The organism is Pseudomonas sp. NFX71 (genome assembly GCF_048079215.1).
Taxonomy (GTDB): Bacteria; Pseudomonadota; Gammaproteobacteria; order Pseudomonadales; family Pseudomonadaceae; genus Aquipseudomonas; species Aquipseudomonas fluorescens_B.
In genome coordinates, this window is the sequence record NZ_CP182230.1 from 745,323 (window position 1) to 768,651 (window position 23,329).

The 23,329-nt window shown below is 61.0% G+C and carries 19 protein-coding genes and 2 pseudogenes; 8 read left to right on the forward strand and 13 right to left on the reverse strand.

Annotation, left to right across the window (positions count from 1 at the left end):
* Positions 1–33: 33 nt before the first annotated feature.
* Both ACM1ZW_RS03385 and ACM1ZW_RS03390 read left to right on the forward strand, forming a co-directional pair.
* Positions 34–360, forward strand: a complete 327-nt coding sequence (locus ACM1ZW_RS03385; RefSeq protein ID WP_416740162.1) for a hypothetical protein — start codon at positions 34–36, stop codon at positions 358–360.
* An 83-nt stretch (positions 361–443) separates the two neighbouring features.
* The gene (locus tag ACM1ZW_RS03390; RefSeq protein ID WP_416740163.1) at positions 444–1,193 is read left to right on the forward strand and encodes a YkgJ family cysteine cluster protein; all 750 of its coding nucleotides are present in this window, start codon (positions 444–446) and stop codon (positions 1,191–1,193) included.
* On the opposite strand, the gene ACM1ZW_RS03395 is transcribed toward ACM1ZW_RS03390, so the two are convergent.
* The 4 genes and pseudogenes from ACM1ZW_RS03395 to ACM1ZW_RS03410 all read right to left on the reverse strand — a co-directional run.
* Positions 1,190–2,236 carry a methyl-accepting chemotaxis protein gene (locus ACM1ZW_RS03395; protein ID WP_416740794.1) on the reverse strand — a complete coding sequence of 349 codons (1,047 nt, stop codon included), beginning with the start codon at positions 2,234–2,236 and terminating at the stop codon, positions 1,190–1,192. The two genes, ACM1ZW_RS03390 and ACM1ZW_RS03395, sit on opposite strands and share 4 nt — an antisense overlap.
* A gap of 255 nt (positions 2,237–2,491) precedes the next feature.
* Positions 2,492–2,773: pseudogene (locus tag ACM1ZW_RS03400) on the reverse strand (PAS domain-containing protein); the annotation flags it as partial.
* Between the two features lie 152 nt (positions 2,774–2,925).
* Positions 2,926–3,183: a hypothetical protein gene (locus ACM1ZW_RS03405; protein ID WP_008026610.1), complete on the reverse strand. Its 258-nt coding sequence runs from the start codon at positions 3,181–3,183 to the stop codon at positions 2,926–2,928.
* A gap of 321 nt (positions 3,184–3,504) precedes the next feature.
* A pseudogene (locus ACM1ZW_RS03410) lies at positions 3,505–3,966 on the reverse strand (transcriptional regulator); the annotation flags it as partial.
* A gap of 192 nt (positions 3,967–4,158) precedes the next feature.
* On the opposite strand from ACM1ZW_RS03410, the gene ACM1ZW_RS03415 reads away from it, so the two are divergent.
* The 6 genes from ACM1ZW_RS03415 to ACM1ZW_RS03440 all read left to right on the forward strand — a co-directional run bounded on the left by ACM1ZW_RS03415 (position 4,159) and on the right by ACM1ZW_RS03440 (position 12,749).
* Positions 4,159–5,319, forward strand: a complete 1,161-nt coding sequence (locus ACM1ZW_RS03415) for an efflux RND transporter periplasmic adaptor subunit (protein WP_017340674.1) — start codon at positions 4,159–4,161, stop codon at positions 5,317–5,319.
* Complete coding sequence (locus ACM1ZW_RS03420) at positions 5,316–8,423, forward strand: multidrug efflux RND transporter permease subunit (RefSeq protein ID WP_414880543.1); 3,108 nt, start codon at positions 5,316–5,318, stop codon at positions 8,421–8,423. Before ACM1ZW_RS03415 ends, ACM1ZW_RS03420 begins: the two co-directional genes overlap by 4 nt.
* 9 nt (positions 8,424–8,432) lie before the next feature.
* The gene (locus tag ACM1ZW_RS03425; protein ID WP_007916978.1) at positions 8,433–9,110 is read left to right on the forward strand and encodes a heavy metal response regulator transcription factor; all 678 of its coding nucleotides are present in this window, start codon (positions 8,433–8,435) and stop codon (positions 9,108–9,110) included.
* Positions 9,100–10,464 carry a heavy metal sensor histidine kinase gene (locus tag ACM1ZW_RS03430; RefSeq protein ID WP_017340676.1) on the forward strand — a complete coding sequence of 455 codons (1,365 nt, stop codon included), beginning with the start codon at positions 9,100–9,102 and terminating at the stop codon, positions 10,462–10,464. The genes ACM1ZW_RS03425 and ACM1ZW_RS03430 overlap by 11 nt, the downstream gene beginning before the upstream one ends.
* A gap of 275 nt (positions 10,465–10,739) precedes the next feature.
* Complete coding sequence (locus ACM1ZW_RS03435; protein ID WP_017340677.1) at positions 10,740–10,964, forward strand: hypothetical protein; 225 nt, start codon at positions 10,740–10,742, stop codon at positions 10,962–10,964.
* Between the two features lie 282 nt (positions 10,965–11,246).
* Positions 11,247–12,749, forward strand: a complete 1,503-nt coding sequence (locus ACM1ZW_RS03440) for a diguanylate cyclase (protein WP_416740164.1) — start codon at positions 11,247–11,249, stop codon at positions 12,747–12,749.
* A gap of 113 nt (positions 12,750–12,862) precedes the next feature.
* Here the strand turns inward: ACM1ZW_RS03440 and lpxC are convergent, their stop codons facing one another.
* From lpxC to murD, 9 genes are all read right to left on the reverse strand, one after another.
* A complete protein-coding gene (gene lpxC, locus ACM1ZW_RS03445; RefSeq protein WP_017340679.1) occupies positions 12,863–13,774 on the reverse strand; it encodes a UDP-3-O-acyl-N-acetylglucosamine deacetylase in 912 nt (303 codons plus the stop codon).
* A gap of 112 nt (positions 13,775–13,886) precedes the next feature.
* Positions 13,887–15,080 carry a cell division protein FtsZ gene (gene ftsZ / locus ACM1ZW_RS03450; RefSeq protein WP_017340680.1) on the reverse strand — a complete coding sequence of 398 codons (1,194 nt, stop codon included), beginning with the start codon at positions 15,078–15,080 and terminating at the stop codon, positions 13,887–13,889.
* Positions 15,081–15,149: 69 nt separating this feature from the next.
* A complete protein-coding gene (ftsA, locus tag ACM1ZW_RS03455) occupies positions 15,150–16,409 on the reverse strand; it encodes a cell division protein FtsA (RefSeq protein WP_017340681.1) in 1,260 nt (419 codons plus the stop codon).
* 15 nt (positions 16,410–16,424) lie between these two features.
* Positions 16,425–17,294, reverse strand: a complete 870-nt coding sequence (locus ACM1ZW_RS03460; RefSeq protein WP_017340682.1) for a cell division protein FtsQ/DivIB — start codon at positions 17,292–17,294, stop codon at positions 16,425–16,427.
* Between the two features lie 4 nt (positions 17,295–17,298).
* The gene (locus tag ACM1ZW_RS03465; RefSeq protein ID WP_017340683.1) at positions 17,299–18,255 is read right to left on the reverse strand and encodes a D-alanine--D-alanine ligase; all 957 of its coding nucleotides are present in this window, start codon (positions 18,253–18,255) and stop codon (positions 17,299–17,301) included.
* Positions 18,252–19,712 carry a UDP-N-acetylmuramate--L-alanine ligase gene (gene murC, locus ACM1ZW_RS03470; protein ID WP_416740165.1) on the reverse strand — a complete coding sequence of 487 codons (1,461 nt, stop codon included), beginning with the start codon at positions 19,710–19,712 and terminating at the stop codon, positions 18,252–18,254. Before murC ends, ACM1ZW_RS03465 begins: the two co-directional genes overlap by 4 nt.
* On the reverse strand, positions 19,705–20,775 hold the full coding sequence (murG, locus tag ACM1ZW_RS03475) for an undecaprenyldiphospho-muramoylpentapeptide beta-N-acetylglucosaminyltransferase (protein ID WP_416740166.1): 1,071 nt from the start codon (positions 20,773–20,775) through the stop codon (positions 19,705–19,707). The genes murC and murG overlap by 8 nt, the downstream gene beginning before the upstream one ends.
* Positions 20,765–21,982: a putative lipid II flippase FtsW gene (gene ftsW, locus ACM1ZW_RS03480; RefSeq protein WP_017340686.1), complete on the reverse strand. Its 1,218-nt coding sequence runs from the start codon at positions 21,980–21,982 to the stop codon at positions 20,765–20,767. Before ftsW ends, murG begins: the two co-directional genes overlap by 11 nt.
* Complete coding sequence (gene murD, locus ACM1ZW_RS03485) at positions 21,979–23,325, reverse strand: UDP-N-acetylmuramoyl-L-alanine--D-glutamate ligase (protein ID WP_017340687.1); 1,347 nt, start codon at positions 23,323–23,325, stop codon at positions 21,979–21,981. Before murD ends, ftsW begins: the two co-directional genes overlap by 4 nt.
* Positions 23,326–23,329 lie beyond the last annotated feature (4 nt).

A 23,329-nucleotide genomic window follows, 5' to 3' on the forward strand; every position in this document is an offset into this window, starting at 1 on the left:
CTCTGCCCACACACGCCCAAGGATGCCTGATCAATGAAAGCCACCACCCTCGCCTTTCTCTTTCTCACCGCCCTCGCCGCTCAAGCACATGCTTCCACCCCTGAAGCCTGGGCCGCCTTCGACAAAGCGATGCTCGCCAGTTGCATCAAGGCCAGCGGCCTGACAGACGCCTTCCCCGTCGGCAAAGCCGCACAGTTCGATGACCGTGTCGACTACACCGCCATGCTCCTGCAAGGCCGCTACCCGCAAAAACACATGAAAGGCCAGCAAGGCACCGAGCTGTGCCTCTACAACAAGAAAAGCAAAACCGCCTACGTGACCGAATGGGACTCCATCCGCCTGCCGGCCAAATCCAAGTGAATGGCGCATAACTTGCTTCGAAGCAGACCTTCGCGGTGGCATTCTGTCGCCGTTTCGGGCCCAGACAGGCGACTGATCCTTCGATGAATACGACGTTTTCCTGCGTAGGTTGTGGCAAGTGCTGCAATGACCACCACGTTCCCCTGACCCTGACAGAAGCCCGGATGTGGGCGGCCGACGGCGGTCAGGTGATCGTGCTGGTGGAAGGTTTCCTGGGCAATGGCCTGGGCCTGCCGGCGCAGCAACGCGAACATGCCGAACGCCGTTCGGCGGTGGTGCAAAGCGGCGCGTCCGAAGCGTTCGTGGCCATCACCTTTGCGGCTTACAACATTGGTCCCTGCCGGAATCTTGACGAAGACAACCTCTGCCGCATCTACGAACGCCGGCCGCTGGTGTGCCGTATCTATCCGATGGAAATCAATCCGCACATTCCCCTCAACACGTCGATCAAGGAATGCCCGCCCGAATCGTGGGAGCAAGGACCGGATCTGATCGTCGGCGGGGAACTCGTCGATCAGGAACTCGCAGGACTTATCCAGCGCTCGCGTCAGGCGGATCGCGATGACATCCGCACCAAGGATGCGATTTGCGCGTTGCTGGGAATTCGGACTACAGCGCTCAAGGGCGATGGATTCACCGCGTACCTGCCGGACATGAGCGCATTCGCCACGGTTATCGACCAAGTCGCGCAACAACCGCTGACGGACGCGAGCAGTGACTGGCAGTTCCACGTGTCCGGCGACGACATCGCCGGGCAAGTGTTGGCGGCCGGCGCAGAAGTGACCACCGAAACACCGCTCAACTACGCGTTCATTTCGTTACGCGCGGCTTAACGGCGTTCTCGCCAGAACTCCTGCGCCAACTGCCGCAAATCCCCTGCCAGCCCCGCCACGTCTTCGGAGTTGGCCTGGCTTTGCCGGCCCTCGCTCACCGTGACTTCACAGGCGGAGCGAATGCGGCTGATGTTGCGGTTGATGTCTTCGCTGACCGTGCTCTGCTCTTCCACCGCCGAGGCGATTTGCAGACTCATTTCGGTGATCTGATTGACCCGCCGACTGATCGCGTCCAGTGCGGCGGCGGCGCGCCGGGCCTGTTCGACGCTGCTTTCCACCTGTTCACTGCTTTGCTGCATCACCACCACCGCATCCCGCGTGCCGTTTTGCAGGGTGCTGATCATGCGCTGAATCTCGTTGGTCGATTGCTGGGTGCGCTGGGCCAGGCCCCGCACTTCGTCGGCCACCACCGCAAAACCGCGCCCGGCATCCCCGGCTCGTGCGGCCTCGATGGCCGCGTTGAGGGCCAGCAGATTGGTTTGCTCGGCGATGCTGCGGATCACCTCCAGCACTCCGGTGATTTCGCTGCTGTGTCCTTCCAGCTGATGAATCACATCGGTTGCGTGCGCCAGTTCCTCGGCCAGACGCAAGACGGCGTGGCGACTCTCACTCACCAGTTGATGACCTTCGCGGGTTTCGCTGCCGGCCAGATCGGCCGCCAGCGAGGCTTGCTGCGCATGGCTGGCAACCTGAGCCACGCTGGCGGACATCTGATGAATCGCCGCCGCCACCTGATCGGTTTCAGCCTGTTGATCCAGCGTGCTGCTGTGACTGCTTTGCAAGTGATCGACCAGTTCCGCCGCATGCCCGGCCAGTCGCTGCGACGCATCACCGATGCGCCCCACCACCGCGCCGATCTGCGCTTCGAGCATTTGGAAGGCAAACTCGATCTGGCCGAACTGATCCCGGCGGCCGGTGTAAATGCCCTGGCTCAACGGGTTGTCGGCAATCTGTCGGGCGCGCTCGGCAAGCGCTGTCAGCGGGCGCAACATCCGTCCGGTTCCAACCGCCGCCAACCCGCTGCCCACGACAAACGCCAGCATCCCGAACACGGCTGATGACGGGTTAAGCCACACCTCGATGCCCACTACACAGGCCAGCGTCACACTGAACAATGCCACCACTTTGAGTCCCGGTGCGAACACAGGCAGGCGTTGCAACAGCGGCACCCGACCGTCGCGAAGGTTTGCGTAGGCTTTTTCCGCTGCTTCGATCTGCCGCACCGAGGGCCGGGTCCGGACCGACTGATACTCCACGGCCTGACCGTTCTGCGTCACCGGCGTGGCGTAGGCGCTCACCCAATAGTGATCGCCATTCTTGCAGCGATTCTTCACCAGCCCCATCCACGAACGGCCGTTTTTGAGGGTCTGCCACATATGCGCGAAAGCCGCCGCCGGCATGTCCGGGTGACGCAGCAGGTTGTGCGTCGAGCCCTGCAACTCCTCACGGCTGTAGCCGCTGATCCTGATGAAGTCGTCGTTGGCGTAGGTAATCGCGCTGGTCAGATCAGTGGTCGAGAGGATGTTCGCATCAGCCGCAACGTCGACATTACGGCCGGTCACCGGGAGGTTGATCTTCATGGAAAGCGCGCTCGTTGGATGGAAAGAGTCGGCAGGGCTGCTGACTCTAAGCGCACTGATTCCACAAACGTTGATCTGGCTCAGGATATGAGCACTTAGCCATCATCGCGATTGAAAACCGCGGCGGATGACCAATGGCGGAGGGTGGAAACTCAGCGCTTGCCCATCGAACGACGGGTGCCGGGAGGCGCTGCGCCGGGGGTCTTGGTGTGGCCGTTCTTGGCGCCGTTCTTGTACCACGGCTGGCTGGCGGTTTTCGCGGCGGCCAATTCACCCGGCTTGAACGGGAACTTGAACGCCGGGATCGCGGCTTTGGTTTCGCTGTCTGCGCTGGAGTCGACGCTGTCTGGCAGGTCTGCCTGGTCGTCGCTCAAGGCGTCGGCAACCGGCGGTTGTGTCGGGGAAGTCATGAAAGCTCCGGGTGATGCAATAGAGTCGGGCCCGGTCAGCGAGCCGCGAAAGGCAGCAGTATACCTGTGTCGGGGACGGCAGGCTTTATGCCGCGAGTGAGTCTGTCGGGTTTTATGCTGGCTGGGCTGACGTCATCGCAGGTAGCGGCTGCTATCAGAGTCCGGTAAGCCGCTGCATCACACAGCTCAACAATTGCGATGCGCTATCCAACAACTGAGTCAACAACGCTTCATCCTCATCCTCATCCACGTAACCTTCGGACTTCGCCAAATTGCGCCGTTCATGGCACAAGGCGAACAATCGAACCTGCACTTTGTTCACCTCGGCGATTGCTCTTCCATAGGTATGAGCCGCTCCATCACGTCACTGTAGTGCAGCCCCTCGCCGATCAACATCAGATCAATGTCACTGGATGCGTTTGCCTGATCCTTGGCAATGGAACCGTACACAAATGCCCAAATGACCTGTTCGGCAAAGGGCTGCAGTGCCTGGCGCAGAGGCTCGGCGATGCCGAAAGTCTTGCGAGTGATACCCGATAGTTCGGCATAAATCGGGCAATCGGGGTTGGCTTGATAATGGGTTTGGTTGCCCTGCCGGGTCATGGCCAATACGCCCGGGCGTTGTAACCGATCCAGCTCACGCATGAGACTGCCTTTCCCTACCTGAGCCCAGCGAGCAATTTCGTTAGCGTAGAAACTTTGGTCAGGTCTGCCAAACAACAAGCCCGGCACTTTTTGCTGCGTGCCCGTAAACAAAGCTTCGCTGAGAGAAAGGTTCTTCACAGTGACGACCAAAGAGTCCCAAAAAGGGAACGACAGGTCCCTTTTCGGGACCTATCAAGGCGAAAGAGCCACACACCCCAAACTGACAGCGCCGTCAGTTAGCCGTCACCTTCCTGACCGGCGAACAGGTTTATAAAGGGAGGTATAACCCTGACCAGACTCCGTCCCCCCCAGCCCCGGCGCCCCATTCGCATGCGAATTCAGAAAAAACCCGCCTTGATCGCCGCTCTTCTGATTGTCCTGGCAGCGTTGGGCGTGTGGTATGCCACCAAACCCGTGACAGCCAAACTCGCTGCGCCCACGGCGATCCCGGTTAGGGTGGTGAACGTCGCCGAAAAAGACGTCCCTCGCTACGTCAGCGGCATCGGCTCGGTGTTGTCTTTGCACAGCGTGGTAGTGCGCCCGCAGATCGACGGCATCCTCACTAAAATCCTGGTCAAGGAAGGTCAGTTGGTGAAGAAGGGGGACCTGCTGGCCACCATCGACGACCGCTCGATCCGCGCCAGCCTCGACCAGGCCCGCGCACAACTCGGCGAAAGCCAGGCGCAGCTGCAAGTGGCGCTGGTGAACCTCAAACGCTACAAACTGCTTAGCGTCGACGATGGCGTCTCAAAGCAGACCTACGACCAGCAACAAGCGCTGGTCAATCAGCTCAAGGCCACCGCCCAAGGCAATCAGGCTTCGATTGATGCCGCGCAGGTGCAGCTTTCCTACACGCAGATTCGCTCCCCGGTCAGCGGTCGAGTCGGTATTCGCACGGTGGATGAAGGCAACTTCCTGCGCATGACCGACACCCAGGGCTTGTTCACGGTGACCCAGATCGACCCGATCGCCGTGGAGTTTTCCCTGCCGCAGCAAATGCTGCCGACTCTGCAAGGCCTGATCAACGATCCGGAGCACGCTCAAGTGAAGGCCTACATCGGTGCCGACACCGACGGCGAAACCGGCAACCTGCTGGGCGAGGGTCACCTGACCCTGATCGACAACCAGATCAGCGCCAACACCGGGACCATCCGCGCCAAGGCCGAATTCAACAACCCCGGGCAGAAACTCTGGCCGGGCCTGCTGGTGACGGTAAAGATTCAGACAGCATTGGATAAAGATGCCCTGGTGGTGCCGCCCACCGTCGTACAACGCGGGCTCGATCAACACTTCGTGTACCGGGTCAAGGGTGACAAGGTTGAAACCGTCCAGGTACAGATGGTCTATCAAGGCAGCGGCCAGGACATCATCAAAGGTGTGAAACCGGGCGACGTGCTGGTCAGCGACGGCCAATCGCGGCTCAAACCCGGCTCGACCGTGCAGGTCCTGACCGAGCCACCGCAAGTGGTCCAGTCGGAGTCGAGGCCATGAAGGGCCACGGCTCGGTTTCGGCGTGGTGCATCGATCATCCGGTGGCGACGATCCTGCTGACGTTTGCCCTGGTGTTGCTGGGTGTCATCGCCTTCCCACGCCTGCCGATTGCACCGCTGCCGGAAGCCGAATTCCCGACCATCCAGGTCGCCGCGCAACTCCCCGGCGCCAGCCCGGAAACCATGGCGTCGTCGGTGGCCACGCCGCTTGAAGTGCAATTCAGCGCCATCCCCGGCGTGACCCAGATGACCTCGAGCAGCGCCCTCGGCTCGACCAACCTGACCCTGCAGTTCACCCTCGATAAAAGCATCGACACCGCCGCCCAGGAAGTTCAGGCCGCCATCAATACCGCCGCCGGCAAACTGCCCAAGGACATGCCGAACCTGCCGACGTGGCGCAAGGTCAACCCGGCCGATAGCCCGGTGCTGATTCTCAGCATCAACTCAACCTTGATGCCCGGCACCGAACTCAGCGATCTGGTGGAAACCCTGCTGTCCCGTCAGATCAGTCAGATCGACGGCGTAGGACAGATCAACATCACCGGTCAGCAACGTCCGGCGATTCGCGTGCAGGCCTCGGCGGACAAACTCGCGGCCATCGGCCTGACCCTGGCGGACATTCGCCTGGCGATCCAGAACACCAGCCTCAACCTGGCCAAAGGTGCTTTGTACGGTGAGTCGAGCATTTCCACGCTGTCCACCAACGACCAGTTGTTCCATCCCGAGGAATACAGCCAGCTCATCGTTTCCTACAAGGACGGTGCCCCGGTTCACCTCAAGGATGTTGCCACTGTCGTCAACGGTTCGGAGAATGCCTACGTGCAAGCCTGGGCCGGCGACAAGCCCGGGGTGAACCTGGTGATTTCCCGGCAGCCGGGCGCAAACATCGTTGAAACCGTGGACCGCATCCAGGCCGCCCTGCCCGGCCTCGAAGCGATGTTGCCGGCCTCGGTGCAAGTCAAGGTGCTGGTCGACCGAACCCAGACCATCCGCGCCTCGTTGCATGAAGTGGAGATCACCCTGCTGATCGCGATCATGCTGGTGGTGGCGGTGATGGCGCTGTTCCTGCGCCAATGGTCGGCGACGCTGATCGTGTCGGCGGTACTGGGTGTTTCGCTGGTCGCCAGTTTCGCCCTGATGTACATCATGGGTTTCAGCCTGAACAACCTGACGCTGGTAGCGATCGTGGTGGCCGTGGGGTTCGTGGTCGACGATGCGATTGTGGTGGTGGAAAACATTCACCGACACCTGGAGGCCGGCGATGGCATGCGCGAAGCGGCGATCAAGGGCGCCGGCGAAATTGGCTTCACCGTGGTCTCGATCAGTTTTTCGCTGGTGGCGGCGTTCATTCCGTTGCTGTTCATGGGCGGCGTGGTCGGGCGACTGTTCAAGGAATTCGCCCTGACGGCCACGTCTACGATCATGATTTCAGTGGTGGTGTCGCTGACCCTGGCGCCGACGCTCGCGGCGCTGTTCATGCGCGCCCCGGTGCATCACGCCCACAGCAAACCCACGTTCGGCGAACGGTTGCTGGCGTGGTACGAAAAAGGCCTGCGCCGCGCCCTCGCCCATCAGAAATTGATGATCGGTGTGTTCGGGTTGTCTCTCGGTCTGGCCATTGCCGGCTACATCTTCATTCCGAAAGGTTTCTTCCCGGTCCAGGACACCGGGTTTGTCCTCGGCACCACAGAAGCGGCCGCCGACATTTCCTACCCTGACATGGTGAAAAAACACCTGGCGATGGCGGAAATCGTCGCGGCCGATCCGGCGGTCGCGGCGTTTTCCCACTCGGTTGGCGTTTCGGGCAGCAACCAGACCATCGCCAACGGCCGCTTCTGGATTTCCCTGAAAAAACGCGGTGACCGCGACGTCTCGGCCAGCCAGTTCATCGACCGGATTCGCCCGCAACTGATGAAAGTGCCCGGCATCGTGCTCTATCTGCGCGCTGGCCAGGACATCAACCTGAGCTCCGGCCCGAGCCGCGCGCAGTACCAATACGTGCTCAAGAGCAACGACGGCGCGACGCTCAGCACCTGGACCCAGCGCCTGACGGAAAAACTGCGCACCAACCCGGCGTTCCGCGACATTTCCAACGACCTGCAACTGGGCGGCAGCATCACGCACATCAGCATCGACCGCAGCGCCGCCTCGCGTTTCGGCCTGACCGCCAGTGATGTCGACGAAGCGCTGTACGACGCGTTCGGTCAGCGGCAGATCAACGAATTCCAGACCCAGATCAACCAGTACAACGTGATTCTGGAGCTGGACACCCAGCAACGCGGCAAGGCCGAAAGCCTCAACTATTTCTACTTGCGCTCGCCCCTGAGCGGGGAAATGGTGCCGCTGTCGGCGCTGGCGAAATTCGATGCACCGACCGTGGGTCCGTTGTCCATCGCCCATGACGGCATGTTCCCGGCCGCCAACCTGTCGTTCAACCTGGCGCCCGGGGTGGCGTTGGGCGATGCGGTGATCATGCTCAATCAGGCCAAGGCTGAAATCGGCATGCCGGCGGCCATGAGCGGCAACTTCCAGGGCGCGGCCCAGGCGTTCCAGAGTTCGCTGGCCAGCCAGCCATGGCTGATTCTGGCGGCGCTGGTGGCGGTGTACATCATTCTTGGCGTGCTCTATGAGAGCTTCGTGCATCCGCTGACTATCATCTCGACGCTGCCCTCGGCGGGGCTCGGGGCGGTGATCATGCTGTGGATTTGCGGCCAGGACTTTTCGATCATGGCGCTGATCGGGCTGGTGCTGCTGATCGGCATCGTGAAGAAAAACGGCATCCTGATGATCGACTTCGCCCTCGAAGCCCAGCGTAAAGGTGGCCTGCCACCGGAAGAAGCGATCTACCAGGCCTGTATCACCCGATTCCGGCCAATCATCATGACCACCCTCGCCGCCCTGCTCGGCGCGCTGCCGCTGATGCTCGGCTATGGCACCGGCGCCGAACTGCGCCAGCCATTGGGGATCGCTGTGGTCGGCGGCTTGCTGGTGAGCCAGGCGCTGACGCTGTTTACCACTCCAGTCATATACTTGTGGCTTGAGCGGCTATTCCATCGGCCCAAACCAGCGCCAGCACCGATGCCGGCGTTGGCGACCACAGACTGAGGCGGGGTCATGCGCGTTCTGATTATCGAAGACGAGGAAAAAACCGCGGACTATCTGCACCGCGGCCTGACGGAACAAGGTTACACCGTGGACCTGGCGCGGGACGGCGTCGAAGGCCTGCACCTGGCGCTGGAAAGCGACTACGCGGTGATCGTCCTCGACGTCATGCTGCCGGGCCTCGACGGCTTCGGCGTGCTACGCGCGTTGCGTGCGCGCAAGCAAACCCCGGTGATCATGCTCACCGCCCGCGAGCGTGTCGAAGACCGGATCAAAGGCCTGCGCGATGGCGCCGACGATTACCTCGGCAAACCGTTTTCCTTCCTTGAACTGGTGGCACGCCTGCAAGCCCTGACCCGTCGCAGCGGCGGCCATGAACCGGTGCAAGTGAGCATCGCCGACCTGTGGATCGATCTGATCAGCCGCAAGGCGACCCGCGCCGGTACGCGACTGGACCTGACCGCCAAGGAGTTCTCGCTGCTCAGCGTGCTGGCCCGCCGACAAGGGGAAATCCTCTCGAAAACGGCGATTGCGGAAATGGTCTGGGACATCAATTTCGACAGCGACGCCAACGTCGTCGAAGTCGCGATCAAACGCCTGCGCGCCAAGCTCGACGGGCCGTTCGACGAAAAACTGCTGCACACGATCCGCGGCATGGGTTATGTGCTGGAGAGCCGTGGTGTCCAGTAATTCGATTGCGCTGCGTCTGAGCGGGATGTTTACGCTGGTAGCGCTTCTGGTGTTTCTGTTGATCGGCTGGGCGCTTTATCAACAGGTCGACAAGGGCCTGGGCCTGCTGCCCGAAGCCGAGCTGGACGCGCGTTACAGCGTGCTCGAATCCACCGTCGGCCGTTACGGTACGCCGGAGCATTGGGTGAAGATCAACAACAAGCTCAAGCTGTTGGGTGAAGAAGACAAACGCATCAGTTTCTGGATCATCAGCGGCGATCCGCACTACGAATACGGCAACCTGACGCCGCAGATCCGCGCCTTCGCCGATGGGCCGCTGGGCATGCGGGATCTGCAGTTGCCGGATCAGCCTTATCCGCTGAAAGTGCTGGTCAGCCAGTTTCCGGCCAAGGATCAACGACCGCCATTGCGCTTCATGATCGGCATCGACACAGAGACGTTTTTCCAGACCCAGCATCATCTGCTGGTTGCCCTGATCAGCCTCGCGATTGTCGGTGTGCTGTTGGCCTCGGCACTCGGTTATTGGGTGGCACGGATCGGTCTGAAACCGTTGATCAAGCTGTCCCAGGAAGCCCAGCGACTGGCGCCGCCGTTGCGTTCCGGGCGCTTGCGCCTGTCGTCGCTGCCACCGGAACTGAATCAGTTCGTCAACTCGTTCAACTCCACGCTGGAGCGGGTCGAACAGGCCTACTCGCGGCTTGAGTCGTTCAATGCCGATGTCGCCCACGAATTGCGCTCGCCGCTGACCAACCTGATCGGCCAGACCCAAGTGGCGCTGACGCGTGGGCGCTCGGCCGAACACTACTTCGAAGTGCTGCAATCGAACCTCGAAGAGCTGGAGCGGCTGCGCTCGATCATCAACGACATGCTGTTCCTCGCCAGTGCCGATCAGGGCAGCAAGGCGACCAAACTGACATCCACCTCACTGGCCGATGAAGTGGCGACGACGCTGGAGTATCTGGATTTCATTCTTGAAGATGCGCAGGTCCAGGTGCAGGTCAGTGGCGATGCGCAGGTGCGGATCGAGATTGCGCATCTGCGGCGGGCGCTGATCAATTTGCTCAGCAACGCAGTGCAACACACCGAGCCCGGCCAGGTGATTCAGGTACGCATCGAGGTCGAGGAGCATCAGGTCAGCATCGGCGTCGCCAACCCCGGCTCGCCGATTGCCAGCGAGCATTTGCCGCGGTTGTTCGAGCGCTTTTATCGGGTCGATGCGTCGCGCAGCAACAGTGGCAACAACCACGGTCTGGGGCTGGCAATCGTCAAGGCGATTGCGCTGATGCATGGTGGCGATGTGTTTGTGCACAGTGACCACGGCATGAATACCTTCGGCATCCATTTGCCGGTCTGAGTCACCTTGCTCCCTGTGGCGAGCGAGCTTGCTCGCGCCTGGCTGCGAAGCAGCCCCAATCGGTCACTTGGTTTTTCTGACAAACCGAGGCGCCTGGGTGCGACTGCTGCGCAGCCGAGCGCGAGCAAGCTCCCTCGCCACAAAAGCCGTCGCCCAAGCAGGCACTGTTGCCTTAATCGCAACAGTCCTTTCATGAATCCGCTCTTTTTCCCCTCTCCAAAGCGCCTTATCTTTGCCGCACCAAACAGCACTTGCCAAGCAAGAAGGTTTTAAAGATGTCCAACACCATGGGTATTGCCAGCGCGTTCGTTTTGTCCTCTTTGTTCCTCTCCCCGTTCGCCATCGCTGAAGAGTCGCAGACCTTCGTCGCGCACAATGCAGCACGCGCTGCAGCGTTCGAAGCGTATCAGAACGAAATGACGGCCAAGGCTCCGGACGCTGCGCGAACCCCTCAATCCTCTTCTTCTCAGGCCCAGCCACAGGTCGAGAAAGATAGCTGAACGCAAACTATCGCTCTATTTTCCCTCGACACTTTCATCGGCTCTTCCCGTTGAACAGTTGTCTTCAAAGCCGCTGCTGTCAGCGGCTTTTTTTTGTTGCCGCTTCATTGATCATTACATCCATTGCAACGATGCGGGTCAGTGTTCAGCCAGTCGACATCAGGACACCGATGAATACCTGCTGATCGTCGACTACCCGCTCAATGTCTTCTAAGCTTGGGTAAGTAAAGGCCAGCGCGTTTTGCTGGTCTTTTTTTTGCTCCTCAAGCAGACATCTTCCCCATGCCCGCGAGCCGCCCCAGACACGTTTCAGGCAAGACCGGTCGCCCCGAGCTCATGGTGATCCTCGGCAGCACCCTGACCGTTATCGCGATCATCAGCATCGTCACTTTCCTGTTGATCCGAGAACACGCCAACGCGCAACAGGCCGCCACCCGCAGCGCCACCACGATTGCGCAACTGATCGACGCCGACGTGCTGCGCACGGTCGAACTCTACGACCTGACCCTGCAAGGCCTGATTGCCGCTTCGCAGCGCGACGACTTGAAACAGGTTTCGGCGCAGATCCGCCATCTGGTGCTGTTCGACCGCTCTACCACGGCGCGCTTCAAGGGCGACATTCTGCTGCTGGACAAGCAGGGCGAGGTGATTGCGGACTCCTCGCTGATCGAGCCCAAGCCCGGCAACTTTGCCGATCGCGATTATTTCCTCGCACATGCTTTCAACCGCGACACCGGCATGTTCATCAGCCGACCGTTCCAACCCCGCTGCGATTGCGAGGACAGCGACGAATGGCGAATCAGCTTCAGCCGCCGCATCTCATCGGCTACGGGTGAGTTCCTCGGGGTTGCCGTCGCTTCGATGCGCCTGGGTTACTTCGATCAGTTGTTCAACAGCCTGAACATCGGCGCCGGCAGCGCGCTGTCCATCATCAACGACGACGGTATATTGCTGGCGCAGAAGCCTCATCTGGTCAATGACTCAATCGGCAAAAGCTTCGCCAATCGCCCCAATGTCCAGCGCATCCTGCGCGAACGCAACGGCAGCTTTGACAGCGTGTCGAGCGTCGACCGTGAGCAACGCCTGTATACCTTTTCCAGGGTTGGCAACCTGCCATTGACGGTGATCGTCGCGCTCTCGGGGAACGACGTGTTTGCCGCCTGGAAGCGCACGGCGATTGTGATCAGCGGTGCGACCGGCGTGTTGTGCATCGGCCTGCTTTGGCTGACCTGGCTGCTGTGCCGGGAGCTGCGACTGCGCCACCACGCCGAGCAGGAACTGGCACAGCTGGCCGCCACTGATGACCTGACCGGCGTAGCCAACCGCCGAACGCTGGATCAGACACTGCGTCATGAGTGGTTTCGCGCCCAACGGTCGGGTAAACCGCTGTCGGTGTTGATGATCGACGCCGACCACTTCAAGGCCTTCAACGATCAACATGGCCATCAGGCGGGCGACGATGCGCTACGCGCACTGGCCAAAGTGATCGCCGAGAACGTACGGCGACCGGCGGATCTGGTCGCCCGGTACGGAGGGGAAGAGTTTTCGGTCATCCTGGCGGAAACGGACAGTGCGGGCGCACAGCAGATTGCCGAACACATCCGCGTTGCCGTGGAGCAACTGCCGTTTGTGGCGGGTATTGAATCGCCGATTACTGTCAGTATTGGCATCAGCACCTGGACCACGACCACCGACACCAGCCTCGAGCAGTTGCTGTTTGCGGCGGACAAGGCGCTGTATCAGGCGAAGGAAAGCGGGAGGAATCGGGTGGTGGCTACGCAGTGAGATCGTCGGTGTGGCGGTCCGCGATAGGGCCAGAACGAACACCGCATCACTTTCCGGCAGACATAAAAAAAGGCCACCCGAAGGCAGCCTTTAAAAACTAGAGAGGTTTTTACTTACACCGCCGCAACCGGACGCATGTAAGAGATCGGTGCAGTGCTGGCGTCTTCGAAAGTCACGACTTCCCAAGCATCTGTCTGCTCAATCAACTTGCGCAGCAGCTGGTTGTTCAATGCATGTCCGGACTTGAAGCCCTTGAACTCACCAATCAGGCTATTGCCCAGCAGGTAGAGGTCACCAATTGCATCGAGGATCTTGTGCTTCACGAATTCGTCTTCATAGCGAAGGCCGTCTTCGTTCAGTACACCATCCGCGTCGACCACAATAGCGTTTTCAACGCTGCCGCCGAGTGCGAGGTTGTGCTTGCGCAGGTACTCGATGTCACTCATGAAACCAAAGGTACGGGCGCGGCTGACTTCTTTTACGAACGAAGTGCTGGAAAAATCCACGCTTGCACTTTGTGTGCGGTTACGGAAAACCGGGTGATCGAAATCGATCTCGAAACTCACCTTGAAGCCTTCGAAAGGGACGAAAGTGGCGCGCTTGTCGCCATCTTCCACTGTCACTTCCCGCAGGATCCGGATGAACTTCTTCGGTGCGTCCTGTTCTTCCAGGCCGGCCGATTGAATCAGGAATACGAAAGGTCCAGCGCTGCCATCCATGATCGGGACTTCGGACGCGGAGAGCTCGACGTAGGCGTTATCGATGCCCAGGCCAGCCATGGCCGAGAGCAAGTGCTCCACCGTATCCACTTTGGTGTCACCACTGACCAGCGTGGTCGACATCGTGGTTTCACCAACGTTTTCCGCGCGGGCAGGAATCTGCACCACAGGGTCGAGATCGGCACGACAAAACACAATGCCGGTGTCGATAGGTGCGGGCTTGAGGGTCAGGTATACCTTCTCCCCGGAGTGCAGGCCTACACCTGTGGCACGGATAATATTTTTCAGTGTGCGTTGTTTAATCATGGCTTGGGCCGCTTCAGCGCAAATTGCGAACTGGTATCAACAAAGGCTGGCGATAATAGCAGACCAGACCTTTGCTGAACACCAATCACCTTCATAGCCCTGATACATTCCATTAATCGGCCTGACGACGCAGGAAAGCCGGGATGTCCAGGTAGTCCAGATCATCTTGCGGATTCATCTTCGCAGCAGTCGCAGCACCGGCCTGAGCCTGGTTGCGCATGACGGTCGGACGGTCCAGGTCACGGTAGTTTACCGCTGGCGCTTCCTGACGAGCGGGAGCCGATTGTTGCGGCTGAGACGCCATGGAGGTGTGAACGGTGTTGTCGATGACCTTCACAGGCTTCTCGATTTTCGCGCCCAGACCGGTGGCAACTACAGTCACGTGCAACTCGTCGCGCATGTCCGGATCGATAACGGTACCGACCTTGACCATGGCGTGCTCGGAAGCGAAGGCTTCGATGATGCTACCCACGTCGGAGTACTCACCCAGGGACAGGTCAGGACCGGCGGTGATGTTCACCAGGATGCCGCGTGCACCTTGCAGGTTCACGTCTTCGAGCAACGGGTTGCGAATGGCCGCTTCGGTGGCCTCGCGTGCACGGTTCGGACCGCTGGCGCAGCCAGTGCCCATCATCGCCATGCCCATTTCGCTCATCACGGTACGCACGTCGGCAAAGTCGACGTTGATCATGCCCGGACGCTTGATGATGTCGGAGATACCGCGAACGGCACCGGCCAGTACATCGTCAGCCTTGGCGAAAGCCGACAGCAGGCTGGCGTCCTTACCAAGGATGGTCAGCAGCTTCTCGTTGGGAATGGTGATCAACGAGTCGACGCTTTCGGACAGCAGACGAATACCTTCGTCGGCGATCTGCATGCGCTTGCGACCTTCGAACGGGAATGGACGGGTCACCACCGCAACGGTGAGGATCCCCATTTCCTTGGCCACTTCAGCAATGATCGGCGCAGCACCGGTACCGGTACCGCCGCCCATGCCGGTGGTGATGAACACCATATTGGTGCCCTGCAGGACTTCGGCAATGCGCTCACGGTCTTCGAGAGCGGCCTGACGACCTACTTCAGGATTGGCGCCAGCGCCGAGACCTTTGGTCACGCCGGTGCCCAGTTGCAGGATGGTCCGCGCGCCAATGCTCTTGAGCGCCTGGGCATCAGTGTTGGCGCAGATGAATTCAACGCCTTCAATGTTGCTCTTGACCATGTGATTGACAGCGTTGCCGCCGCCTCCGCCAACACCGATAACCTTAATGACCGGGCTTGCGGGGATGTTGTCTACGAGTTCGAACATTTTCCCTCTCCTTTGATTCTCTAGTTTTTTCGCCTACTGCCTGTATCTACAACGGTGCTGCGGTAATTCTTAGAAGTTGCCTTGCACCCAGCTCTTGATGCGATCGATCAAGGCGGCTTTCGGCTCTTCATTGCTGTAGCTGTCGCGGCTGCTGATGCCCGAGAACGAAATCCCGTCGGACTGCTTTTGCAGGCCGTACATCAACAGGCCAACGCCGGTGGAATAAATCGGGTTGCGCACCACGTCGTCCAGACCCTTGACGCCATGGGGCACGCCCAGGCGGACCGGCATGTGGAAGATTTCTTCGGCCAGTTCGACCGCGCCTTCCATCTTCGACGTACCACCGGTCAGCACGATGCCGGCCGGGATCAGGTCTTCGTAGCCGCTGCGACGCAGTTCGGCCTGGATCAGCGTGAACAGCTCGTCGTAACGCGGCTCGACCACTTCGGCCAGGGCCTGGCGGGACAGCTCGCGCGGTGGACGGTCGCCGACGCTTGGCACTTTGATGGTTTCACCGGCGCCGGCCAGTTTGGCCAGGGCGCAGGCGTAGCGAATCTTGATTTCTTCGGCGTACTGGGTCGGGGTGCGCAACGCCATGGCGATGTCGTTCGTCACCTGATCGCCCGCAATCGGGATCACCGCGGTGTGACGGATCGCACCTTCGGTGAAGATCGCGATGTCGGTGGTGCCGCCGCCGATGTCGACCAGGCACACGCCCAGCTCTTTCTCGTCGTCGGTCAATACCGAGTAGGCCGAGGCCAGCTGCTCGAGAATGATGTCGTCGATTTCCAGACCGCAGCGACGCACGCATTTCTCGATGTTCTGTGCCGCGTTGACGGCGCAGGTGACCACGTGGACCTTGGCTTCCAGACGTACGCCGGACATGCCCAGGGGCTCACGAACGCCTTCCTGGTTATCGATCACGTAATCCTGCGGCAGGGTGTGCAGCACGCGCTGGTCAGCCGGGATCGCCACAGCCTGGGCCGCGTCGAGGACGCGTTCAAGGTCGGCGGAGCTGACTTCGCGATCACGAATCGCGACGATGCCGTGGGAGTTCAGGCTGCGGATGTGATTGCCCGCCACACCGACGAACGCCGAGTGGATCCGGCAACCGGCCATCAGCTGCGCTTCTTCGATCGCGCGCTGAATCGACTGGACGGTGGACTCGATGTTCACCACCACGCCTTTCTTCAGGCCGCGGGACGGATGAGTGCCGATCCCGACGATTTCCAGCGTGCCGTCGTCCGAGACCTCGCCTACCAGCGCCACCACCTTGGAGGTGCCGATATCGAGACCGACGATCATTTTGCCGCTTTGCACGTTTGCCATGGGTCCTGCCTCTTCTTAATTCTTCGCGACAGCGGGTTGGGCTGTCGTGGGCGCTACAGGTTCCCGCCAGCCAACAGCGAGGCCGTTGGCGTAGCGCAGATCGATGCGCGCAATGTTCGTAATCTGTTCTTTAAGCGTCTTGTCGTAGATGGCAATGAAACGGCGCATCTTTTCCACCTGGTTGCCGCGGCCCAGCAGCAGTTCGATCCCCGGGCCTGCACTGCCGGCGCCGGTGGTCAGGAACCAGCTGCCCCGCTCACGCAACTCCAGGCGTGCAATCGAGAAACCCAACGGCCTGAGCATCTGGCTCAGCACCTGGTATTGCTGCATCACTTGCTGCTGAGCCCGTTGTGGGCCGAACAGCTGTGGCAAATGTTCGTAGTTCGCCAGTTCACGCGGGGTGAACGCCTGACCCTGGTTGTTCAACAGCGATTCGTCGCCCCAGCGGGCCACCGGCAGTTGTTCTTCCAGGCGGATCACCACTTGATCCGGCCATACCCGACGCACTTCGGCGTGGGCAATCCAGGGCATCTGTTCCAGCTCGGTGCGCATGCTCGCCAGGTCGATGGTGAAGAAGCTCGACGCCACGTAAGGGGCGATCCGCTGCTGCACCGCTTGCTGGCTGATGTAGCTCAGGTCGCCCTGCACCGCGACCTTGGAGATCGGCCGGTCGGCGTACGGCAGCAACCGCTGTGCGCCTTCGTAAGTACCGAACCCCACCGCCACTAACATCACCGGCCAGAACAAGGCTTTGAGAAAACCAAAATTGGCTTTCGGCAGGCGCGCGGACATCGGCTCTTTGGCCACCATTCGGCTGGCACCCCGCGGCACCGGCTTGCGGCCGGGTGCTGGTGGGGGCTGATGTCTCAACTGTGCGCCTTGCATGGTCTTACCCTCGCGCCTCGATGCTGGCTGCCAGAATCGCCAGAACCAGCTGCTGGAAATCCAGACCGGCAGCACGGGCCGCCATCGGCACCAGACTGTGATCGGTCATGCCCGGTGCGGTATTGACCTCGAGGAACCAGAACTGCCCGTCGGCGTCCTGCATCACGTCTGCCCTGCCCCAACCGGCGATACCCAGCGCCTCACAGGCTTTCGCCGTGAGGTCCATCAATTCTTTTTCCTTGGTGCTGTCCAGGCCACACGGAATCCGGTACTGGGTATCGGAAGCCACGTACTTGGCGTCGTAGTCGTAGAAGCTGTGCGTCGTGCCCAGGGCAATGGGTGGCAACACCTGGTCACGCAGGGTGGCGATGGTGAACTCCGGACCTTGAATCCATTGCTCGACCAACACTTGCGAATCGTAGGTACTGGCCGCTTTCCACGCGTCGATCAACTCGGACGCGGAGGTCACTTTGGCCATCCCGATACTTGAACCTTCATGGGCCGGTTTGACGATCAAAGGGAAGCCCAGTTCCGTCGCCGCCGAAATACAATCGGCCTCGGAACTCAATACCGCGTGGCGTGGCGTCGGAATGCCGAGGCTGTGCCAGACCTGTTTGGTGCGCAGCTTGTCCATGGCCAATGCCGAAGCCAGAATGCCGCTGCCGGTGTACGGAATGCCCAGGCACTCCAGCAGGCCTTGCATGCTGCCGTCTTCACCGCCACGACCGTGGAGAATGATGAAGGCGCGGTCGATTTTTTCGTTGAGCAAACGCTGCAACAGGTCATCGCCCACGTCGAGACCGAACGCGTCCACGCCGGCGCTTTGCAGCGCGTCGAGAACCGCGTTACCCGACTTCAGGGATACCTCTCGCTCGGCACTCTTGCCGCCGAACAGTACGGCGACGCGGCCGAAATCTTTCGGCGCGATCGTGGAGACGAGGTTGGCGTAAGCAGCAGTCATTTCAACTTCCCCACGCTTGGCGCGGCAACGGCGCCAGCGAACAACGGACTGTTCAACAGTTTCGGTGCAAGACCGCCGATATCACCGGCGCCCTGACACAGCAGAATGTCGCCGGCACGCAGCAGCGGCTTGACCACCGGCGCGAGGTCGACACCGCGCTCGATGTAGATCGGGTCGAGCTGGCCGCGCTGACGGATGCTGTTGCACAGTTTGCGGCTGTCGGCGCCCGGGATCGGCTCTTCACCGGCCGGATACACTTCCATCAGCAACAGGACGTTGGCGTCGGCCAGTACATTGACGAAATCGTCGTAGAGGTCGCGGGTGCGGCTGTAACGGTGCGGCTGGTAAACCATCACCAGGCGGCGCTCCGGCCAGCCACCGCGCACGGCCTTGATCACAGCGGCCACTTCAGTCGGGTGGTGCCCGTAGTCGTCGACCAGCATTACGCTGCCGTCTTCGACCGGCAGTTCGCCGTAGACCTGGAAGCGTCGGCCAACACCCTGGAAGCCGGACAGGCCCTGGACGATGGCTTCATCGCTGACGCCTTCGTCAGTGGCGATGCAGATGGTGGCCAGTGCGTTCAGCACGTTGTGGTTGCCCGGCATGTTCACCGAGACATCCAGCGGCTCGCGGTCAGGACGCAATACGGTGAAGAAAGTCTGCATGCCCTGCTGACGCACATTGATTGCGCGCACGTCGCAGTCATCGCCGAAGCCGTAAGTGACGGCTGGACGTTTGACCTGCGGCAGAATTTCACGCACCACCGGGTCGTCCAGGCACACCACCGCCAGACCGTAGAACGGCAGGTTGTGCAGGAACTCGACGAAGGTTTTCTTCAGTTTATTGAAGTCACCGTCGTAGGTCGCCATGTGGTCGGCGTCGATGTTGGTGATCACGGCCACCAGCGGCTGCAAGTGCAGGAAACTGGCGTCGCTTTCGTCGGCTTCGGCGATCAGGTAGCGGCTGGTGCCGAGCTGGGCGTTGGTGCCCGCGGCATTCAGGCGACCACCGATGACGAAGGTCGGGTCCAGGCCACCGGCGGCGAACACCGAAGCGATCAGGCTGGTGGTGGTGGTTTTGCCGTGCGTACCGGCAACGGCGATGCCGTGGCGATAGCGCATCAACTCGGCCAGCATCTCGGCGCGTGGCACCACTGGAATGCGGCGTTCCAGCGCGGTGGCGACTTCCGGGTTGGAGGTGTTCACGGCACTCGACACCACCAGCACATCGGCGGCGGAAGCGTTTTCAGCGCGGTGGCCAATGAAAATCTGCGCGCCAAAGGATTCCAGGCGTTCGGTCACCGGCGAAGCTTTCAGGTCCGAACCGGACACGTCATAGCCCAGGTTCAGCAACACTTCGGCGATCCCGCACATGCCCACTCCGCCGATACCGACGAAGTGGATGCGACGGATGCGGCGCATTTCCGGTTGCGGCATGGCTTTCTGATTCTCAACCATGGGCCACCTCCAGGCAGGTATCGACCACGTTACGGGTCGCATCGGGTTTGGCCAGGCGGCGTGCCGCAGTGGCCATGTCGGTGAGTCGTTGTGGTTGCATCAGGACCTCTGTCAGGCGTGCGGCAAGATCCGCAGCGCCAGTCGTTCTTTGCGGCATCAGGAAGGCAGCGCCTTCACGGGCCAAATAATCGGCGTTGCGGGTCTGGTGATCGTCGATCGCGTGGGGCAAGGGCACCAGCATCGAGGGCAGACCGGCGGCGGCCAGTTCACTGATGGTCAGCGCGCCTGCTCGGCACACCACCAGGTCGGCCCAGCCATAGGCGTGGGCCATGTCTTTGATGAAAGGCTGCACTTGCGCCTCGACGCCAGCCGCGCGATAGCGCTCTGCAGTCACTTCATCGTGGTTTTTGCCGGCCTGATGGAACACTTCCGGGCGCAGGTCGGGGGCGACGAGCGACAGGGCTTCAGGCAGCAACTTGTTCAACGGTTCTGCGCCCAGGCTTCCGCCCAGGATCAGCAAACGCGCCTTGCGACCGGCCAGGCCGGGTCGCGGTGTGTCGAGGAACAGCTCGGTGCGCACCGGATTACCGGTGGTCCGTCGGCTGTCCGACAGGGTAAAGGTGTCGGGGAACGCTTCACAGACTCGGGCGGCCAACGGCACCAGCAACCGATTGGCGGTACCTGCCACCGCGTTCTGTTCGTGAACGATCACCGGCACACCAGCCAGTTTGGCTGCAACACCGCCAGGACCGGTCACATAACCACCAAAGCCGACCACGCACACCGGACGCAGCTGGCGAATGATCGCCCGCGCCTGCCAGACGGACTTGAGCAACATCAACGGTGCCTTGAGCAGGGACAATTTGCCCTTGCCGCGCAGACCGCTGGCATTGATCCGATGCAGCTCGATACCGGCCAGCGGCACCAGATCGTTCTCGATGCCACGCGGCGTCCCGAGCCAATGCACGGTGTAGCCGCGGGCCTGGAATTCGCGAGCGCAGGCCAGCGCCGGGAACACGTGGCCACCGGTGCCGCCCGCCATGATCAGAACGTTAGCGCCCATGGGTCGACTCCTCGGCGAAGTCGCTCTCATGAAACTCCATCTCTTCGCTGCCCAGATGGGTTCGACTTTCCCACTCGATGCGCAGCAACAAGCCGAGACAGGCACAGCAGATCACCAACGAACTGCCGCCATAACTGAGGAACGGCAAGGTCAGGCCCTTGGTCGGCAGCAGGCCGACGTTCACCCCGATGTTGATCAGGAACTGACCAATCCACAGGAACGACAGGCCATACGCGATGTAAGCGGCAAAGAATTGCTTGGCCTTCTCGGCCCAATACCCGATGTACATGCCGCGAATACAAACGAAGACGAATAGCGCGACCGTGCACAAGGAACCTACGGCACCCAGTTCTTCGGCCAGGACCGAAAACACGAAGTCGGTGTGGGCTTCCGGCAGGTAGAACTGTTTCTGCACGCTGTTGCCCAGGCCCACGCCCAGCCATTCGCCACGACCAAACGCGATCAATGCCTGCGATAACTGATAACCGGCACCGAACTGGTCAGCCCACGGATCGGCAAAGTTGGTCAGACGCGCCATTCGATACGGCTGTACCTGAATCAGCAGCACCACCGCCGCGACCGCCAGAACCACCATCAAGGAAAAACGGAACAGCCCGACCCCGCCGAGGAACAGCATCGCCGCCGCAGCGCCCATCATCACGACGGTGGCACCGAAGTCCGGCTCCATCAGCAACAGCCCCGCCATCGGCAGCAGCACGATGAACGGCTTGAAGAATCCCATCCAGCTTTCACGCACTTCTTTCTGGCGACGCACCAGATAACCGGCGAGGTAGATCACCACGAATACCTTGGCGATCTCGGAAGGCTGAACGTTGAAGAAACTGAAACCGATCCAGCGCATCGACCCGTTCACTTCACGGCCGATCCCCGGAATGATCACCATCACCAGCAAACCGAACGCACCAATCAGCATCAGCCAGCCCAGGCGCTGCCAGGTGGCGATCGGAATCATCATGGTGACGATGCAGGCACCCAGGCCCAGCACCACGTAGATCAGGTGGCGAATCATGTAGTACAAGGCACTGCCCGACTGCACGGCCGCCACTTCGGTCGAGGCCGATGCAATCATCACCAGACCGAGGCCGAGCAAGGCCAGGCAACCGGCGAGCATCGGGAAGTCGAGATCGATGCCGCGCCCGGTAATGAGCGGTGAAGGGTACGGCTTGATGATGTTGAGCAGGCTCATGCCAGATCCTCCACGGCGCGGACGAACTGGTGACCACGGTCTTCGTAATTCTTGAACATGTCGAAACTGGCGCAGGCCGGCGACAACAGCACCACGTCGCCCGGTTGTGCTACGGCCCGGCATTGCTCCACCGCATCGACCAGCGAACCGACGCGGATCAGCGGCACGGCGTCGCCAATGGCCTCGCCGATCTTGTCGGAGTCGCGGCCCATCAGGATCACGGCGCGGCAGTTGGCCGCCACCGGATCACGCAGATCATTGAACTCGGCGCCCTTGCCGTCGCCACCGGCGATCAGCACGACCTTGCCGTCGATGTCCGCGCCCAGGCCTTCGATGGCAGCCAGTGCGGCGCCAACGTTGGTGGCCTTGGAATCGTTGTAGTAGCCCACGCCATCGAGGTCACGAACCCACTGGCAGCGATGCTCAAGCCCGGCGAACGTGCGCAGGCTCGACAGCATGGCGTCGAACGGCAGCCCGACCGCGTGGCCAAGGGCCAAGGCCGCCAGGGCATTGGACTGGTTGTGGGCACCGCGAATTTTCAACTCGCGCACCGGCATCAGGTTCTGGAATTCGAAGGCCAGGTACTTCTCGCCGTGCTCCTCCCGGATACCAAAGGCCTTGAAATCAGGCTTGCCCAAACCGAAGGTCCAGCAAGGCTGGCCTTCGCCAATCAATGGACGGGTCAGCGCGTCCTGACGATTGACCACAAACTGTTTGGCGCCGCGGAAGATCCGGTGCTTGGCCAGGTGATAGGCCGGCAGACCGCTGTAGCGGTCCATGTGGTCTTCGCTGATGTTGAGCACAGTCGCCACTTCGGCGTTGAGTTGGTCAGTGGTTTCGAGCTGGAAGCTCGACAACTCCATCACGTACAGCTCGACGTCATCGCGAAGCAGGTCCAGCGCCGGGGTGCCAAGATTGCCGCCGACGGCGACACGCTTACCCGCCGCAGCCGCCATCTCGCCCACCAGGGTGGTGACGGTGCTTTTCGCGTTGGAACCGCTGATGGCGACAATCGGCGCCTTCGCATTACGCGCGAACAGCTCGATGTCACCGGACAGTTTCACGCCACGGGCAGCAGCGGCCTGCAGGGCCGGGGTCGCCAGCGCCAGGCCGGGGCTCACGTAGAGTTCGTCGGCACGGCACAGGAATTCGACGTCCAGCTCGCCACAACGCACTTCCACGTGCGGATAGTCACGCTTGAGCGTGGCCAGTTCCGGTGGATTTTCCCGCGTATCGGCGACAGCAAACGACGTGCCCCGGTTCGCCAGGAAGCGAACCAGGGACATGCCGCTCTTGCCGAGGCCGACAACGATGCGGAAGTGGTCAGAAGCGATCAGAGACACTCGT

Coding starts and splice junctions, on each gene's coding strand:
- ACM1ZW_RS03405 (WP_008026610.1), bottom strand. CDS start 3,183: ATGACTTCCCCGACACAACCGCCGGTTGCCGACGCCTTGAGCGACGAC.
- ACM1ZW_RS03440 (WP_416740164.1), top strand. CDS start 11,247: ATGCCCGCGAGCCGCCCCAGACACGTTTCAGGCAAGACCGGTCGCCCC.
- ftsZ (WP_017340680.1), bottom strand. CDS start 15,080: ATGTTCGAACTCGTAGACAACATCCCCGCAAGCCCGGTCATTAAGGTT.
- ACM1ZW_RS03390 (WP_416740163.1), top strand. CDS start 444: ATGAATACGACGTTTTCCTGCGTAGGTTGTGGCAAGTGCTGCAATGAC.
- ACM1ZW_RS03465 (WP_017340683.1), bottom strand. CDS start 18,255: ATGACTGCTGCTTACGCCAACCTCGTCTCCACGATCGCGCCGAAAGAT.
- ACM1ZW_RS03460 (WP_017340682.1), bottom strand. CDS start 17,294: ATGCAAGGCGCACAGTTGAGACATCAGCCCCCACCAGCACCCGGCCGC.
- ACM1ZW_RS03385 (WP_416740162.1), top strand. CDS start 34: ATGAAAGCCACCACCCTCGCCTTTCTCTTTCTCACCGCCCTCGCCGCT.
- lpxC (WP_017340679.1), bottom strand. CDS start 13,774: ATGATTAAACAACGCACACTGAAAAATATTATCCGTGCCACAGGTGTA.
- ftsA (WP_017340681.1), bottom strand. CDS start 16,409: ATGGCAAACGTGCAAAGCGGCAAAATGATCGTCGGTCTCGATATCGGC.
- ACM1ZW_RS03395 (WP_416740794.1), bottom strand. CDS start 2,236: ATGCTGGCGTTTGTCGTGGGCAGCGGGTTGGCGGCGGTTGGAACCGGA.
- ACM1ZW_RS03415 (WP_017340674.1), top strand. CDS start 4,159: ATGCGAATTCAGAAAAAACCCGCCTTGATCGCCGCTCTTCTGATTGTC.
- ACM1ZW_RS03435 (WP_017340677.1), top strand. CDS start 10,740: ATGTCCAACACCATGGGTATTGCCAGCGCGTTCGTTTTGTCCTCTTTG.
- ACM1ZW_RS03425 (WP_007916978.1), top strand. CDS start 8,433: ATGCGCGTTCTGATTATCGAAGACGAGGAAAAAACCGCGGACTATCTG.
- murG (WP_416740166.1), bottom strand. CDS start 20,775: ATGGGCGCTAACGTTCTGATCATGGCGGGCGGCACCGGTGGCCACGTG.
- murC (WP_416740165.1), bottom strand. CDS start 19,712: ATGGTTGAGAATCAGAAAGCCATGCCGCAACCGGAAATGCGCCGCATC.
- ACM1ZW_RS03420 (WP_414880543.1), top strand. CDS start 5,316: ATGAAGGGCCACGGCTCGGTTTCGGCGTGGTGCATCGATCATCCGGTG.
- ftsW (WP_017340686.1), bottom strand. CDS start 21,982: ATGAGCCTGCTCAACATCATCAAGCCGTACCCTTCACCGCTCATTACC.